Origin of the sequence: Sphingobacterium sp. UT-1RO-CII-1, assembly GCF_026711005.1 — a bacterium.
Classification (GTDB): Bacteria; Bacteroidota; Bacteroidia; order Sphingobacteriales; family Sphingobacteriaceae; genus Sphingobacterium.
The window spans coordinates 446,843-463,166 of the sequence record NZ_JAPPVJ010000005.1; the positions used below are offsets into that span (position 1 = coordinate 446,843).

13 protein-coding genes are annotated in these 16,324 nt (G+C 38.2%); 5 read left to right on the top strand and 8 right to left on the bottom strand.

The genetic code is table 11. From position 1 onward, the window contains the following. The first annotated feature begins 78 nt into the window (after positions 1–78). From ORI89_RS13655 to ORI89_RS13665, 3 genes are all read left to right on the top strand, one after another. Positions 79–1,173, top strand: coding sequence for an efflux RND transporter periplasmic adaptor subunit (locus ORI89_RS13655; protein ID WP_268231044.1), 1,095 nt, complete (start codon positions 79–81; stop codon positions 1,171–1,173). A gap of 78 nt (positions 1,174–1,251) precedes the next feature. Then, positions 1,252–4,407 carry an efflux RND transporter permease subunit gene (locus tag ORI89_RS13660; protein ID WP_268231045.1) on the top strand — a complete coding sequence of 1,052 codons (3,156 nt, stop codon included), beginning with the start codon at positions 1,252–1,254 and terminating at the stop codon, positions 4,405–4,407. 3 nt (positions 4,408–4,410) lie between these two features. Then, positions 4,411–5,877, top strand: a complete 1,467-nt coding sequence (locus ORI89_RS13665) for an efflux transporter outer membrane subunit (RefSeq protein ID WP_268231046.1) — start codon at positions 4,411–4,413, stop codon at positions 5,875–5,877. A gap of 41 nt (positions 5,878–5,918) precedes the next feature. Here ORI89_RS13665 and ORI89_RS13670 read toward each other — a convergent pair whose 3' ends face one another. The 7 genes from ORI89_RS13670 to ORI89_RS13700 all read right to left on the bottom strand — a co-directional run bounded on the left by ORI89_RS13670 (position 5,919) and on the right by ORI89_RS13700 (position 12,756). Further along, complete coding sequence (locus ORI89_RS13670; protein WP_268231048.1) at positions 5,919–6,611, bottom strand: sulfite exporter TauE/SafE family protein; 693 nt, start codon at positions 6,609–6,611, stop codon at positions 5,919–5,921. Between the two features lie 2 nt (positions 6,612–6,613). Further along, positions 6,614–7,036, bottom strand: a complete 423-nt coding sequence (locus ORI89_RS13675) for a FixH family protein (RefSeq protein ID WP_268231049.1) — start codon at positions 7,034–7,036, stop codon at positions 6,614–6,616. 6 nt (positions 7,037–7,042) lie between these two features. Continuing rightward, the gene (gene ccoG, locus ORI89_RS13680) at positions 7,043–8,434 is read right to left on the bottom strand and encodes a cytochrome c oxidase accessory protein CcoG (RefSeq protein ID WP_268231050.1); all 1,392 of its coding nucleotides are present in this window, start codon (positions 8,432–8,434) and stop codon (positions 7,043–7,045) included. Between the two features lie 67 nt (positions 8,435–8,501). After that, positions 8,502–9,398, bottom strand: a complete 897-nt coding sequence (locus ORI89_RS13685; RefSeq protein ID WP_268231051.1) for a cbb3-type cytochrome c oxidase N-terminal domain-containing protein — start codon at positions 9,396–9,398, stop codon at positions 8,502–8,504. Beyond that, positions 9,395–9,595, bottom strand: coding sequence for a hypothetical protein (locus ORI89_RS13690; RefSeq protein ID WP_268231052.1), 201 nt, complete (start codon positions 9,593–9,595; stop codon positions 9,395–9,397). Before ORI89_RS13690 ends, ORI89_RS13685 begins: the two co-directional genes overlap by 4 nt. A gap of 38 nt (positions 9,596–9,633) precedes the next feature. After that, the gene (ccoN, locus tag ORI89_RS13695; protein ID WP_268231053.1) at positions 9,634–11,745 is read right to left on the bottom strand and encodes a cytochrome-c oxidase, cbb3-type subunit I; all 2,112 of its coding nucleotides are present in this window, start codon (positions 11,743–11,745) and stop codon (positions 9,634–9,636) included. A gap of 204 nt (positions 11,746–11,949) precedes the next feature. Next, entirely contained in the window at positions 11,950–12,756 is an 807-nt protein-coding gene (locus ORI89_RS13700; protein ID WP_268231054.1) for a lytic transglycosylase domain-containing protein, read from the bottom strand. Positions 12,757–13,015: 259 nt separating this feature from the next. On the opposite strand from ORI89_RS13700, the gene ORI89_RS13705 reads away from it, so the two are divergent. Then, positions 13,016–14,377, top strand: coding sequence for a pseudouridine synthase (locus ORI89_RS13705; RefSeq protein WP_268231055.1), 1,362 nt, complete (start codon positions 13,016–13,018; stop codon positions 14,375–14,377). A 116-nt stretch (positions 14,378–14,493) separates the two neighbouring features. Next, positions 14,494–14,961: a nucleoside triphosphate pyrophosphohydrolase family protein gene (locus ORI89_RS13710; RefSeq protein WP_268231056.1), complete on the top strand. Its 468-nt coding sequence runs from the start codon at positions 14,494–14,496 to the stop codon at positions 14,959–14,961. A 72-nt stretch (positions 14,962–15,033) separates the two neighbouring features. Here ORI89_RS13710 and ORI89_RS13715 read toward each other — a convergent pair whose 3' ends face one another. Further along, entirely contained in the window at positions 15,034–15,990 is a 957-nt protein-coding gene (locus ORI89_RS13715; RefSeq protein WP_268231057.1) for a TIGR01212 family radical SAM protein, read from the bottom strand. Between the last annotated feature and the right edge of the window lie 334 nt (positions 15,991–16,324).

Sequence of the window (16,324 nt, forward strand, 5' to 3'; positions counted from 1 at the left end):
GAAATGAAGATGAAGTTGAAAAAAATAATATTAAATAGAATTGCTTACTCAGTAATTTTCATATCAGCTGTAGTTTCTATGACAAATTGCAGTAATGGTAATTCCAAAGAAAAAGATACAAATGCTAATGCCTTAGCCCTGCCTGTCTATACAGTAGATACCAGTGATGCTGTTACAGTTAAAGATTATCTCGGAACGATAGAGGGAAAAGTCAATGTTGAGATAAGACCCCAAGTAGAAGGAATTCTTCAGGAAATTTATGTAGATGAGGGCTCCTTTGTAGATAAGGGACAAAATTTATTTAAAATAGATGCTTCAACCTATCAGCAATCATTAAATAATGCTGTAGCAGCACAAAATGTTGCTAAAGCTAAGTTAGAAAACGCAAAACTAGAAGTAGATCGATTAAGACCTTTAGTGGATAATGACGTCATTTCAGAAGTGCGTTTACGCTCGGCAAAATCAGAATATGATGTAGCCAAAGCCTCACTCGATCAAGCAACAGCTGAAGTTCGAAGCGCCGAGATAAATAAAGAATACACTATTATTACTGCACCTGTAAGTGGATACATTGGAAGGCTGCCAAAAAGAATAGGCAACTTAGTTAGTAAAGGTGATTCAGAGCCATTGACTGTGCTATCCGACGTTCAGGAAGTGTATGTTTACTTCTCGATGAACGAATCTGACTTTCTTTACTTTACAAAACAAAAAGCAAAAGAGGACAGTATTGCAGGATTAAAATACCAACGCAATCAACTAAATTTTCCTGAAGCGACTTTAATACTGGCCGATGGAGAAACCTACCCTAAAAAAGGAAAAGTGGATGCCGTCAACGGACAAGTCGACCGTACAACAGGTGCAATTTCATTACGCGCTTCCTTTGTAAACATGGAAAACATGCTTAGAAGTGGTAGTACAGGAACTTTAAAAATATCAGAAATTAAAAAAGGGGTTATCCAAATCCCACAGATCGCCACAAGCGAGCTACAAGACAGAACTTTTGTATATATTCTTGATAAAGACAATAAAGTTGAAAGACGCTCTATAACGATTAAGGGCACGAGTAAAGATAAGTATATCATAGCCTCCGGATTAGACATTGGAGATCGTGTGTTACTATCTGGATTAGATAAAATTACAGATGGCTCTGTAGTCAATCCTATCCAACAGTAAAAAGCTATAATCTTTACACATCAGCGCCCTTTCCTTCTGTAGGGAAAAGGTCAATTTTTATTTTATCAACCTGCTACTATGTTAAAAACATTTGTAAATAGACCCGTATTAGCTACTGTAGTATCATTAGTCTTAGTGATATTAGGCTTAGTCGGCTTAGAAACCTTGCCTATCAGTAGATTCCCAGAAATAGCTCCGCCTAGTGTCGTAGTTTCTTTAAGCTACCCGGGAGCAAACTCTGAAACTGTTGCCGAAAGTGTGCTCCTCCCTGTAGAAGAAGCAATTAATGGTGTAGAAGATATGACCTATATTAAATCTTCAGCGACCAACTCGGGATCAGGTTCGGTACAGGTATTCTTTAAAACCGGCACAAACCCAGACATTGCCTCTGTAAACGTACAAACCAGAATATCGAAAGCAATAAGTAATATCCCCTCAGAAGTAAACGAAAATGGTATCAGCGTACAGCCAAGACAAAGTGGTGCTATAATGACCATCAACCTGTATTCTGACCATAAAGACTCCATATACGACGAAACATTCTTACAAGCTTACGCACAGATCAACATGATACGGCCCCTACTTCGTGTCGATGGCGTAGCACAGGTTTCACGTATAGGCGCACGGGATTATTCGATGCGTGTATGGCTTAACCCTGAAAAACTAGCCGTTTACAACTTAGTACCACAAGATATTACTAAAGCATTAAGCGATCAGAACTTCGAAATCGCACCGGGTAAATTCGGTGAAACATCAGATGAAGTCTTTGAAACCGTTATTAAACATAAAGGGCGTTTCTCCAAACCTGAGGAGTTTGAAAATATGGTCATCAAGACCAACAAAGACGGTTCCGTACTTTACTTAAAAGATATAGCACGCATAGAGTTTGGAGCGACCAACTTAGGAAGTGACAATAAAGTAAACGGATTTCCAGGACTAACGCTTAACATTACACAAACCAGTGGCTCCAATGCCCATGCCATTGACATGGAGGTCCGCAAAGTATTAGAAGATGTTTCAAAGGCTTTCCCTAAAGGAATGCATTATGAAATTTCATATAGTGTGCGCGACCAGATTGATGAGTCTATCAACCAAGTAAAAAGCACCTTATTTGAAGCTTTTATATTTGTATTTATAATTGTATTCATTTTCTTACAAGATTTTAGATCGACGATTATACCCGTCATTGCGATTCCCGTATCGTTAATAGGTACATTCTTTTTCTTAAGTCTTTTTGGCTTCTCTCTCAACGTGCTTACCATGTTTGCACTAGTATTGGCCATAGGTATAGTTGTTGACGATGCCATTGTCGTGGTAGAAGCCATACACCAAAAAATGCATGAAACAGGCTTAAAAGCAAAAGCAGCGACCCTGCAAACCATGTCAGAAATTACAGGAGCCATCCTATCCATCACCATGATTATGGCAGCTGTTTTTCTACCCGTAGGTTTTATGGAGGGACCGGCAGGTATATTCTATAGACAATTTGCTTATACCTTAGCAACAGCCATTTTAATATCTGCTGTAAATGCACTGACTTTAAGCCCTGCATTATGTGCTTTACTCCTCAAACCCGTCAACCCGGAAGAAGTGAAAAACGAGGAGAAAATGAACACATTCAATAAGTATAAGACCCGTTTTTTTACTGCTTTTAATGTTTCATTCGATAGGTTCACAGACAAATACATAAAAGGTGTAAAATACTTAGCAACACATAAAATGGTAGCCTGGGGAGGCTTGGCTATCGTTACATTAATAGGTGGCTTTTTATTAATGAAAACACCAAGAAGCTTTATCCCTACCGAAGACGATAGTTTTGTAACCTATTCCTTAACAATGCCTCCTGGAGCATCACTTTCAAGGACTACAGCTGTCTTGAGAAAAGCAGATAGTATATTAAAAAGAAGGGATGATATAGAAGGAATGACAACTGTATCTGGGTTTAATGCATTAGATGGTGGGACAAGCCCCGCATTTGCAGCTGGATACATAAATATGACACCGCATAAACAGCGTAAATCTATTAAAACGATTGATGCTTTTATGGATACAATCCGAAAAGATTTATCACAGATCAACGAAGCAAGTTTTCAGGTCTTTCCAAGACCAACCATTCAAGGATTTGGAGACTTTGCAGGTATAGAGTTAGTACTACAAGACCGCCTTGGTGGAGATATTAGAGATTTTGATGTGCTGGCAGATAGTTTTATAAATGAAATAAATAAATTGCCAGAAATCAGTAATGCATATACTTCCTTTAAGTCAAACTTCCCTCAATACGAAGCAGATATTGATGTAGTCAAAGCTAAAAGTATGGGCGTAGACATTAAGGAGATGATGAATACCATCCGCATGTATTTTGCACGTGTAAATGCTGGAGACTTTAATAGATTTGGCCGTACGTACCGCGTGTATATGCAGTCTGATTTTGATTTCAGAACGGATCCAGAGTCCTTAAATTCCATTTACGTACGTAACAAAGATGGCGCAATGGTTCCTGTCGGGACATTGATGACTTTAAAAAAGGTAGTAGGTCCAGAAACGATTTCGAGGTATAATCTATACAATGCGATAACTGTAAATGCAACTCCATCCAGCGGCTACAGTACCGGTGATGCCATGGCAGCTATTGAACAACTAGCAGAGGAAAAGCTACCCGGCAACTACGGCTATGAATGGACAGGTATGTCCTACGAAGAAAGTAAAGCAGGCGGACAGACCATTCTGATCTTTGGTCTAAGCTTCCTATTTATTTACTTTTTATTAGCGGCCCAATATGAAAGCTATATTTTGCCATGGGCGGTTCTATTATCCGTTCCCGTAGGCTTAATAGGTGTTTTCGCCACCGTATTATTAGTAGGCCTACAAAACAACATTTACGTGCAGGTCGGTTTGATCATGTTGATCGGCTTACTCGCTAAAAATGCTATTCTAATTGTAGAATTTGCTGTGCAGCAAAGGCAAAAAGGTCTTAGTATAGTAGACGCAGCCATTATGGGAGCCAAACTAAGATTAAGACCCATACTGATGACTTCCCTAGCATTTGTAGCTGGTTTAGTTCCTTTAATGTGGTCAGTTGGCCCCTCTGCAATAGGCAACCACTCTATAAGTTTTAGTGCCGCAGGAGGAATGTTATCAGGCGTAATATTTGGTATTTTCATCATCCCAATACTATTCATAGCCTTCAAAACATTAGATGAAAAAGTTAGGAGTAAATTTAAATCGGAGGAGTAAGACATGAAATATACAATAATTAAAAATATCTTTATTACCCTCACTATTCTTTTAAGTTTAGCGGGGTGTAAAGTAGGTAAAAAATACAGTCAGCCCAACTTATATCTTCCCAACGATTTTAGAGGAGATACCTTAACGGTAAACCAAGACACCATTGTATTTGGAAACATAGCTTGGCGCGACTTTTTTAAAGACGAAAAACTAATAGCACTCATTGATAGCGGACTGGCGAATAATTATGATATGCGGACTGCAATTAAAAATATTGAAATCGCGAATCGTTACTTACTTCAGAACAAACTGGAATATCTTCCTTCAGTCGACGTAAATATCGCATCAGTAACCAAGCAATACCGCTCAAAGAACTATTATAGTACACCATCCTCAAAATGGTATGCACACAAGGGAAAAGAAGCTCCTGATAACTTCTTCAACAGTCAGTCGCAATTTTCGACCGATCTAGGCTTCAGTTGGGAACTCGATATTTGGGGCCGTATTGCCAATCAAAAGGATCAATTACAAGCTGATTTTTTAAATACATACGAGACTCGAAATGCAATACAAACCAGACTCATTGCAGATATAGCACATGGCTATTTTAACCTCATGATGCTCGACGCTCAAATTGAAGTAGCTAAACGAAATCTCCGCCTCAATGACAGCACACTGCACATGATACAATTACAGTTTGATGCAGGCGAAATTACGGCTCTAGCTATACAGCAAACTGAATCTCAACGTCTTCTAGCAGCCTCACTTATTCCTGAGTTAGAAAAAGAGATCGCTGTACAAGAGAACTCCCTAAGTGCATTAATCGGTGAAATGCCGGACGCTATAACACGTGGTTCACATATTGAAAATATGATGGATACAGAAGCTGCTATAAATCTAGGAAGTCCTTTAGAGATCGTGAGAAACAGACCCGATATCAAGTCTGCGGAATTTTCACTTATCAGTGCAAATGCACAAATGAATATCAATCAAATTATGCGATATCCACAGCTATCTTTAGGGGCTGTTTTGGGAGTAAACTCAATGTTACCCAAAAATTGGTTTAATATCCCAGGTTCCTTACTTGGTAATTTCACAGCAGGACTGACAGGCCCCGTTTTTGACAAAGGTCGCTTAAAAAGAGATTATGAGATCGCAAAAATTGAAAGGGAAAAAGCAGAGCTCGCCTTACAAAAAACAGTAATGGAAGCTGTCAGTGAAGTATCAAATACTGTGATTATTGTCGAAAAACAAAAAGAGCAGATGGAGCTGGCTAAAAAGAGGGTTGAAAACTCTGAACTGGCAGTCAAAAACGCTTCACTGCTGTTCAAAGGAGGTTATGCCACTTATCTTGAAGTAATAACAGCTCAAAGTAATGCATTAACAAGTGAATTGGATTTAGTAGATATTCAACAAAAACAGTTAAATGCTTTTGTTGATCTTTACCGCTCTTTAGGTGGAGGTTGGAATAATAAATAAAAAGTTAAAGCAACAATCTTCCTTTGAAGGTTGTTGCTCTTTTAAGCACAGTTCATTGCGCCTTCCACGTTCAGTAATGGACTTAAATAGGGAATATCTAGATTAGCTCCACGTAAAATAAACCAAGCTCCCATCAGTAAATATAATATTGGAATAAACTTAGAAAAGCCTCGTTTAAACATCAGTTTAGGAAAGCTCCCGGCAAAAGAAAACACCAATAATAAAGGCAAAGTACCTAAACCAAAAAAGATCATAAAGAAAAAGCTATTCGCAATAGAGTCTGCATTCATCGCCGAAGCAATAGCCATATATACCATACCACAAGGAAGGATACCATTCAAAATCCCCGCTATAAAAGAACCGCCAGGTCTATATAACCATTTCCCCATCATTTTAGCAAAAGGCTGTATAGCTTTCGTTTGAAATTCAGCAAAGGCTTTAGATTGCTTCCCAAATAACTGAAAGCAACCAATTGCAAATAAAATTAAGCCCACAAACAAACTAAAATATTGCTGCCATCCCTGAATAATTGCAATATTCCCAAACAAACCTAAAATAACACCAAGAAAACCATAGGTTAATATACGCCCTATTTGATAGAGCAATTTACGAAAAGCGCTCGCCCAGCTGAATGAATGGTTACCATTAATAGCCACTAATAAAGGACCGCACATTACTGCACAATGTACACTACCGAACAGCCCCATAAAAAATGCCAAATAGTGATATGTCATTTTTATAAAAACACTGGATGACTAGATATATATGCCTTCCCATCCCCAACCCAGTCGATCTCTAAGCTCCAACTACCTTTTACATAATCATCAATAGGCAATAAATAAGTAGCCGTCTTAGTCTCAAACAAAACCGACTTATCTAAACTTCCATTCGAAGGACGTTTAAAATTTAATTTACCTTTATTTCCTACCTGTTTAAAAGTTATTATAAGCGTATCTACTCCTACTTTCACCACCGGTTTAGCATTGTCATTCACTAAGTTTTGCTTTTTAACATAAACTTCATCATAGCTCAGGCTTTTCTCATAATAGTCCTTATCCACCAATGAGTCTGTATCTTTGCTTACCATGTAAATCCCCAGACTCACAATAAAAACAATAAAAGCAGCAAGCCCTATAACAATCTTCAATCCCCAATTCATAAAAAATTATTTTGAGTCCGGAGGTGCAATAAACGTTGTTTTTAATGTTTCAATCACTTTTCCATCCGAAACAACATTTACCTTGACATCCTGTTTATATTTCTCAACATTCACCCGATCCGTTAGCATAAAAAAGCTCAGGGTAGCATGTCCCTCCCTCTTAAGCATATGAATATCATTGACCATCTTTATCTTCATACGATCATCCGTAGGCTCAATAACAAAGTTCATTTCTTTATTCGCTTTATTGATAAGCTCAAGTGTATACAAATTACTCACTGTACCATCCTCATGCAATTGATAGGTACTCCCTTTAGCCCGCAATAAACGCCCCCCAATATCTGTGCGACTAAAAATCATGGCAACAAAAACGCTCATCAACCCTAAAAGTACAATAGAATAAGCAATAGCCCGCACATTTTTCTTCTTAAAGTTTTTATTGTCCACAATTTGCCCCATCGAGTAAAAACCAATCAACCGTTTAGGCTTATTAATTTTCACCATTACTTCATCGCAGGCATCAATACAAGCCGTACAACTCACACACTCCATTTGCAAACCATCGCGGATATCGATCCCTGTTGGACAAACCTGCACACATAATTTACAGTCTATGCAATCACCAAGAACCTGTGTTTCACCCTTTCTTAGCTTACCACGAGGTTCGCCACGATTAACATCATAAGCCACAGTGACACTTTGGTCATCCATAAGCACACCTTGCAAACGGCCGTAAGGACATATAGTTGTACAAACATATTCGCGTACATGCGCAAATACACCATAAAAAACAAAACTGAATAAAAGTATAGCAATAAAGCCAACGATGTGCGCATCAAGCGGATCACTTACAATTTTATACAGCTCATCAACCCCGATAATATACGCTAAGAAAATATTGGAAATCAAAAAAGAAATAGCGTAAAATATACTATGCTTAAGCAGTTTTTTCCACGCTCTTTTATCAGAGTCCGGACCTTCATTTAACTTCTTCTGCTGTATCCAATCTCCTTCAATAAGATACTCAATACGCCTAAAAATAAGTTCCATAAAGACCGTCTGAGGGCAGGTCCACCCACACCATATGCGACCAAAAACAGTCGTAAACAGCACTACACACACCATCACGATCAACATACCAAAAACAAAAATATGAAGATCTTGAGGGTAAAACATTTGACCGAAAATAGAGAATTTACGTTCTAAAATGTTAAACATCAAAAATGGGTTGCCATCTATCTTAATAAATGGCGCACCAAAAAGGAACAGTAACAAAGTGTAACCAACCCACTGCCTGTAGTTATAAAAAGTTCCTTTAGGCTTCTTTGCGTAGATCCACTTGCGTTTCTCTTTTAGCGGCTTAGGTTTAGTCTCGTTATTTAATGCTACTGTTCCCATGATAGTTTTATATATAAATTATAGCTTACGCTCTTCTCCTACTTACTCAATTTGCTTCATTCTCACTTTAATTTGCAGTTTCCTCTTCAGCACCGTCCGGTAATGCTTCTTCCGAGTCAGCTCCTGCACCATCTTGATAGACAACTTTTTCTCCCTGCGGTTCTTTAGCATTAGGTGGCGTAGTTCCCCGCAAGCTCACAATATAGTTACTTACTTCAGCAATCTGTCCTGGTGTTAAAGTCTGCTCCCAAGGCACCATACCTTTATCAGGCACTCCATATTTAACTATACGAAATACATCACCGATTTCACCTCCATGTAACCAATAATCATCAACCAGGTTCGGACCGATGCCCCCCTCGCCCAAAGCACCGTGACAAACCACGCAATTAGCCACAAATATAGATTTACCTGCTGCAGCCAATGTTCCGGTTTCATCAATCGTAATAGTAGATTCGTCAAATAGATTGGCAGCCTGCGATAAATATTCCTGCTTAGCCTGTTCAGCCATCGCCATTTCTCGCTCGTATTCCTGCTCCTGATTTAATCCCCAACCAAAAACATGGTAAACAAGCAGATAAACGACACCAAAAACAACCGTAGAATAAAACAAAGCGTTAAACCATACTGGAATCGGATTATTTAATTCTTTAATTCCATCATACTCATGGTCAATTTCTACATCTTTCTCCTCTTCGATCGGACGTAGCTCTAAGAACCAATTCCAGAACCCATTCCAGGTGATCTTCTTCTTTTTCTTCTTTTTTTCCTTCTCCTCTTTTGCCAACTCAGGCATAGTCAAATTGATAATGACTTTTAGCGCCTTTTGAACCACAACTGCAGAAAGCAATAGTGAAATCATAACAACGATTAATGCAATAATAAGGAGATCATTGTACAAATTACCTGACCCTAATGTCCATTGTGCCGCTGTTGCACTTGCTGTTAATATTAATATATTCATAATCCCTCCTTTTGCTCGTTTGGTTCTTCTTTATTTTCAGCCGGTTTATCAAAAGGAAGATCCTTCATATACTTTATATGATCTTTATTCATCCATATCAACATACAGGCAACAAGGATAAAAAAGAGAAGAAATATCCATAATGATGCGATTAAATAAATTTCATCGCCATGTAAATTTGTTATTTGCTTAAACATAGTGTTCTACTTTATTCTTATAAAAAAGACACAGATCCTTATTTTGCTTCTGCCTTGATATCTACTCCCAAACGTTGCAGATAAGCGATCATTGCTATAATCTCCCTGTCAGACGTCACACTGACCTGGTTATCTGTCAAGTCCTTAGTAATCTCAGCAGCTTGCTTCTCTGCATCTGCAACAGCATTCTGAATCTCAGCATCCGAATAAGGAACGCCTAACATACGCATTGCCTTCATCTTATCAACCAATAAAGTATAGTCGATCTGCTGCTCAATTAACCATGGGTAAGCCGGCATAATACTTCCCGGTGAAGTAATCGTAGGATCCAACATATGATCAAAATGCCATTTGTGTGGGTATTTATTTCCCAACCTGTGCAAGTCAGGCCCAGTACGCTTCGACCCCCAAAGGAACGGATGATCATAAACAAATTCGCCAGCCTTGCTATACTCTCCGTAACGTGCTGTTTCCGAACGGAAAGGTCGTACAGTTTGCGTATGACAGTTCACACAGCCTTCTCTGATATATAAATCACGTCCCTGCAATTCTAAAGCAGTATATGGCTTAACTGACGCAATCTTAGGGATATTATCTTCTATGGTAAATGTTGGTACCATTTGAACAATACCACCGATTAAAATCGTAATTAAAGCCAATACTAAAAATAGAACGGGCTTACGCTCTAAGCGACGGTGTTTAGTAGGTTCCATAACAGTTAACGGCTGTAGAGCAGGCGCTTCAGCAGCCTCATTAGCCAATAACTTACCTGACTTCATCGTTTTAGCTAGGTTATAAATCATCAAGATAAAACCTGACAGATACAAGGCACCACCTAAAGCACGCATCATGTGCATAGGCAAGATCTCCAACGTAGTCGCTAAGAAGTTAGGGTACTTTAAAACTCCCTCAGGGGTAAATTCTTTCCACATTAGTCCCTGTACAACAGCTGCCCAATACATTGGAACTGCCCAAAACAGAATACCTAATGTACCGATCCAAAAGTGCATATTAGCAAGCTTTTTCGAGTACAATTCTGTTCTATATAATATAGGTATCAAATAATACAGAACAGCAAAGGTCATAAAACCGTTCCAGCCTAAAGCCCCAACGTGTACGTGAGCAGGAATCCAGTCTGTAAAGTGGGCAATAGCGTTAACCTGCTTTAACGAAAGCATAGGTCCTTCAAAAGTTGCCATACCATAACTCGTTAATGCCACAAGCATTAACTTAAGTGTAGGCTCTGTACGCACTTTATCCCAAGCCCCCCGTAAAGTCAATAGTCCGTTAATCATACCTCCCCAACTCGGAGCAATTAACATTAGAGAGAACACGACCCCCAGAGATTGTACCCATGAAGGCAAAGACGTATATAATAAATGGTGAGGCCCTGCCCAGATATAAATAAATATTAAAGACCAAAAGTGTAAAATACTTAGTTTATAGGAGTATACAGGACGATTTGCCATTTTTGGCAAGAAATAATACATCATCCCTAAAAAAGGAGTCGTCAAAAAGAACGCCACCGCATTATGTCCATACCACCATTGCACCAAAGCATCCTGAACACCAGCATACACATAATAACTTTTCCACATACTCACAGGCAACTGTATCGAATTCACAATATGCAATACTGCAACAGTTACGAAAGTGGCTATATAAAACCAAACAGCAACATACATATGTCGCTCTCTGCGTTTTATGATAGTACCAAACATGTTGACACCAAAAGTAACCCAAATAACAGCAATAGCTATATCAATAGGCCATTCCATTTCTGCATATTCATGCGATGTTGTCAAGCCCAGTGGTAGAGTAATAGCTGCAGCGACAATAATTAATTGCCATCCCCAGAAGTGAATTTTACTCAGTACATCACTAAACATACGCGCCTTAAGAACACGCTGTAAAGAATAATATACACCCATAAAAATTGCGTTACCCACAAAAGCAAAAATAATTGCATTCGTGTGTATTGGACGAACCCGACCAAAGGTTGTATACTGGGTCAAAAAGTTCATCTCCGGCCAGATTAATTGAGTAGCTATCAATAACCCGATAGACATTCCAACCAACCCCCAAACGATTGTTGCGATACCGAAATCACGCACAATCTTGTTGTCGTAATTAAATTGCTCTAACTGCATATCATATTGTTGATTATTTCAGCAGTAAAAATAGAGTATTTTTTATGACATTCTAATGATACATATTTTTTAAAAAAATGACTAAAGTCACAAAATGAGAATTAGCAAATCAATATTAACTTATAATCAACTACTTAGCTATTTTTTTACACAAAAAAAAGAGGCTTCTTTTAGAAACCTCTTTTTTATATAAAACTCACTCTGTTACAATAAGTTGCTTTCAAAGCTGTTTTGGTACTTATCATCAAGTTGAGCAAACCGCTTATATCCAAACTTATTAGGATTTTCAATAACCTGCTTCACCGATACTAACTTATATACATAAGCAGCAGTCTCTTTATTAAGACGTAAGCTATAATAATCATTAGTACCTTGTCTGCGAATAGATCCTTTCAAACTTCCACCACCAACATTATAAGCAGCAGCAGCCAAAGTCCAATCGCCAAACTGATCATACAAACTATTCAAATAACGAGCAGCAGCATGCGTTGATTTGACTAAGTCTTTACGCTCATCAACTTCGGCATTCACCTTTAATCCATAAAGACGTGCTGTTGCAGGCATAAACTGCCAATATCCACCAGCTCCTTTATGAGATACAATCCTAGGGTTCATGTCACTTTCTATAAGTGGCACATACTTAAAGTCCTCAGGTATACCGTATGATTTTAAAATTTTCGCAATCTCAGGCAAGTGCTTGGCAGCCTTCTGATGTAAATCATATGATTGTTGATTACGAAATGAAAATTTTGCTAAATAATGTTCAAACTTAGTTTCAACAGCAGGAATGTTCAAAGGAACTTTCACATTAGCAAACTTAACAGAACTATAATAAGCTCTTTTTTGATTTTCCGGAGACATAGCTATCTCCCTTTTCTTTTTCACGATCTGCTCCAGCAAAGCTTCCCTTACAGGGTCATTACCGGAATCTGCATGAGCGTCGGAGTGTATATTGCCGACCAACATAGTTGACAATACCACACTACAACAAAGTAGTTTTTTTCTATTCATTAAATCCCTTACTGCTATCTATCCACGAAAAAAAGCAAAAATTAAATTACTTAAAATCGATCAAAAATAGCTTGGTCAAATTTTCAGGGAACAAAAGTACCAATTATTAGACTACCTTCCAAATAGTTAGGAAATCCCGAGACTCTATAAACAGAAAACAGACAGATTATCAGTAGATTACAACAAAAAGCACTTCGTAACATTTTTTTCCTACAACCAAATATAAGTTGTACCTTTGTAGCTTAATTAAAATAAAATCATGCCATTCAAAAATAGACGGAACAGTCGTGATGACAACTCCAAAAAAGATAGAAGTAACTCAGAAAACTTCAAGTCAAAGAGTGGTCGAAGTCAGCAACAATCTTCTTCTAGAGGTGCTTTTGGAAAACCTAGTTTTGACAAAAGAGATGACAGAGGCTCTTTTAACAAATCAGATAGAGACAGAAGCGCAGGCGAACGCTCTTTCAACAGATCGGACAGAGGTAGAAACACAGGCGAACGCTCTTTCAATAGATCGGACAGAGACAGAGACACAGGCGAACGCTCTTTCAACAGATCGGACAGAGACAGAAACACGGGCGAACGCTCTTTCAACAGATCGGACAGAGACAGAAACACGGGCGAACGCTCTTTCAACAGATCAGACAGAGATAGAAACGCAGGCGAACGCTCTTTCAATAGATCGGACAGAGACAGAAACACAGGCGAACGCTCTTTCAATAGATCAGATAGAGACAGAAACACAGGCGAGCGCTCTTTCAATAGATCGGACAGAGACAGAAACAAAGGCGAACGCTCTTTCAACAGATCAGATAGAGATAGAAACACAGGCGAACGCTCTTTCGACAAAGGTGGTAAAAGATCATTCCCTAAGAAAAATAATACTTTTAAAGAAGTAGCCGATGACGGTTTAATCCGCTTAAATAGATACATTGCTAATTCAGGCGTATGTTCTCGTCGTAAAGCTGATGAACTCATAGAATCCGGTGTAGTAACGGTGAATGGCATTGCTGTAACGGAATTAGGCACTAAAGTTGATCCCGCAAAGGACGAAGTACGCTATAACGGAGAACGTCTCAAACGTGAAAAAATGGTTTATGTCCTATTAAATAAACCAAAAGACTACATCACAACAACAGATGACCCGCAAGAGCGCAAAACAGTAATGCACCTGGTAGAAAAAGCAACTAAAGAACGTATTTATCCAATAGGACGCTTAGACAGAAATACTACAGGTTTACTATTATTGACAAACGACGGCGGATTAGCTGAAAAGCTATCACATCCAAGAAATAATATTAGCAAAATATACAACGTAGAGTTAAATAAAAGTTTAACACAAGGCGACTTTAATAAAATACAATTCGGTTTAGAACTTGAAGATGGTTTTGTAAAACCTGATGATTTAAGCTATGTACAAGGAGCAAGTAAGCGTGAAGTAGGCATACAGATACATTCTGGAAAAAACAGGATTGTACGCCGTATATTTGAGTCTCTAGGCTACGACGTTGTAAAACTAGATCGTGTGGTTTATGCAAACCTCACCAAAAAAGATTTACCACGGGGTCGCTGGAGATATCTCGAAGAACGTGAACTCGTACAACTAAAACATTTCATATAAATAGTAAAAGGTGCTTTATAGCACCTTTTATCATAAAAAACGAAAACCACAGTACGCAAAAACATTTCTACTTTACGAGAACATGATAATTTAGTACTTTAGTAAAAAAACTAAAAATGACAGATCCGAAAACACTTACATCCGTTGCAGAATTTCACAAAACATTTCAACATCCAATTTTAGAAAAACCGGCAATACCTTCAGCGGAACGCTGTGCACTACGCGTCTCATTAATAGCAGAAGAGCTCAAAGAACTTCAAGAAGCCATCGCAGACAACGATTTGATAGAAATTGCCGATGCATTATGTGATATACAATATGTATTATCAGGAGCAGTACTGGAATTCGGTTTTAAAGACAAATTTAATGCGCTTTTCGAAGAAGTACAACGCTCTAACATGAGTAAAGCATGTAAAAATGAAGAAGAAGCAATTGCTACCCAAGAACATTACCGCAAGAAAGGTGTAGAATCATACTATAAAGAAGTAGACGGTTTATTCTTAGTTTTTCGCCAAGAAGATAATAAGACATTAAAGTCTATCAATTATTCGCCGGCAAACTTAAAAGATATCATAGAGAAATAACATATATTATATCTACAATAAAAAAGGTCTGTTGTTACACAGACCTTTTTTTATTAACTAAAATATGTAAACTTATACAATATCAGGCTGATAAGCAGACCCCTGACGCACGCCCCTAGCCTCTAAGCCTTTATCTATATACGTTTGAATTCCTGATTTAGGCCATCCCCATTCCGGCGCTATCAGCAGCTCCCGATCAGCAATACCAAAAACACGCTGAATAATAATATCTGGACGGAGCAAAGGAATAAACTTACTTAAAAACTCCGTATACTCCTCCATACTGAATAGTTTAAAAGGCTCTTTCTTATAGCGAACTCCCATAATAGAACCTTCTACAATATGCAAATGATGTAATTTTACAAACTTGATATGTGCCTGCTTATTGATCTCATTAGCATAAGCTAACATCATCTCTTCTGTTTCCCATGGAAAACCAAAGATAGTATGTACACAGATCTCCAAAGGTGAGTTTTTCAACATTTCCATGATGTCCAAAAACTCTTGGTGAGAACACCCTCTATTGATCTGGTTCAATGTATCATCATATATAGACTCCATGCCCATTTCTAGGTCTACATCTAACCTATCGGTGTAAGATTCCAATAAAGCTATCTTTTCAAAATCCAAACAATCGGGCCGCGTACCAACAGACAACCCTAAGGTATTCTCAGGATCAATACTTAATGCTTCATCATACATCATCTTTAATAGATGCGCAGGAGCATAAGTATTTGTATTAGGCTGAAAGTAAATGATAAACTTTTCTGCCCCATAAGATTTACGTGCTCTTTCAATACCATTCAATACCTGTTCACGTATAGACGGGATCTTACGTGCTGTATCGGGTGTAAAAGAATCTACGTTACAATAAGTACATCCACCATAACCTTTTGTACCATCACGGTTCGGGCAGGTAAAGTTGCCGTCTACAATAACTTTAAAAACTTTCTGCCCGTTATATTTTTCCTTCAAATATGCGCCATAATGATTATATGGCTTTATTCCTTGATCTAATAATGTACCCATTCTAATGCAAAGATACCTAAAAAACAAAATGTTTATGGTTTTTATAAACATTTAGATTTAAATTATAAAAAATATAAAAGCCACACCTTATATAGTTTCGACTTGTAAAACATTTTTAAAAGCACTTTATCAAACTAACAGGTCGAAAGGCAATCTGACAAAGTAAAAGATTGGGGAATCTACAGCTCAGTACGCGAAGCTGACAACGGTTTAATAAAAACGCTATAACACAAAAAAGCCCTTGCTGATCTAGCAAAGGCTTTCTGTATAAAATTAGGCACCGACCTACTCTCCCACCTGTTACGGCAATACCATCGGCTCTGGCGGGCTTGAC

Bases quoted from the DNA above. Each gene is read 5' to 3' on its own strand.
- ORI89_RS13675 (WP_268231049.1), bottom strand. From the start codon at position 7,036: ATGAATTGGGGATTGAAGATTGTTATAGGGCTTGCTGCTTTTATTGTT.
- ORI89_RS13655 (WP_268231044.1), top strand. From the start codon at position 79: ATGACAAATTGCAGTAATGGTAATTCCAAAGAAAAAGATACAAATGCT.
- ORI89_RS13715 (WP_268231057.1), bottom strand. From the start codon at position 15,990: ATGGGTACATTATTAGATCAAGGAATAAAGCCATATAATCATTATGGC.
- ccoN (WP_268231053.1), bottom strand. From the start codon at position 11,745: ATGCAGTTAGAGCAATTTAATTACGACAACAAGATTGTGCGTGATTTC.
- ORI89_RS13665 (WP_268231046.1), top strand. From the start codon at position 4,411: ATGAAATATACAATAATTAAAAATATCTTTATTACCCTCACTATTCTT.
- ORI89_RS13690 (WP_268231052.1), bottom strand. From the start codon at position 9,595: ATGTTTAAGCAAATAACAAATTTACATGGCGATGAAATTTATTTAATC.
- ORI89_RS13700 (WP_268231054.1), bottom strand. From the start codon at position 12,756: ATGAATAGAAAAAAACTACTTTGTTGTAGTGTGGTATTGTCAACTATG.
- ORI89_RS13660 (WP_268231045.1), top strand. From the start codon at position 1,252: ATGTTAAAAACATTTGTAAATAGACCCGTATTAGCTACTGTAGTATCA.
- ORI89_RS13710 (WP_268231056.1), top strand. From the start codon at position 14,494: ATGACAGATCCGAAAACACTTACATCCGTTGCAGAATTTCACAAAACA.
- ORI89_RS13685 (WP_268231051.1), bottom strand. From the start codon at position 9,398: ATGAATATATTAATATTAACAGCAAGTGCAACAGCGGCACAATGGACA.
- ORI89_RS13670 (WP_268231048.1), bottom strand. From the start codon at position 6,611: ATGACATATCACTATTTGGCATTTTTTATGGGGCTGTTCGGTAGTGTA.
- ccoG (WP_268231050.1), bottom strand. From the start codon at position 8,434: ATGGGAACAGTAGCATTAAATAACGAGACTAAACCTAAGCCGCTAAAA.
- ORI89_RS13705 (WP_268231055.1), top strand. From the start codon at position 13,016: ATGCCATTCAAAAATAGACGGAACAGTCGTGATGACAACTCCAAAAAA.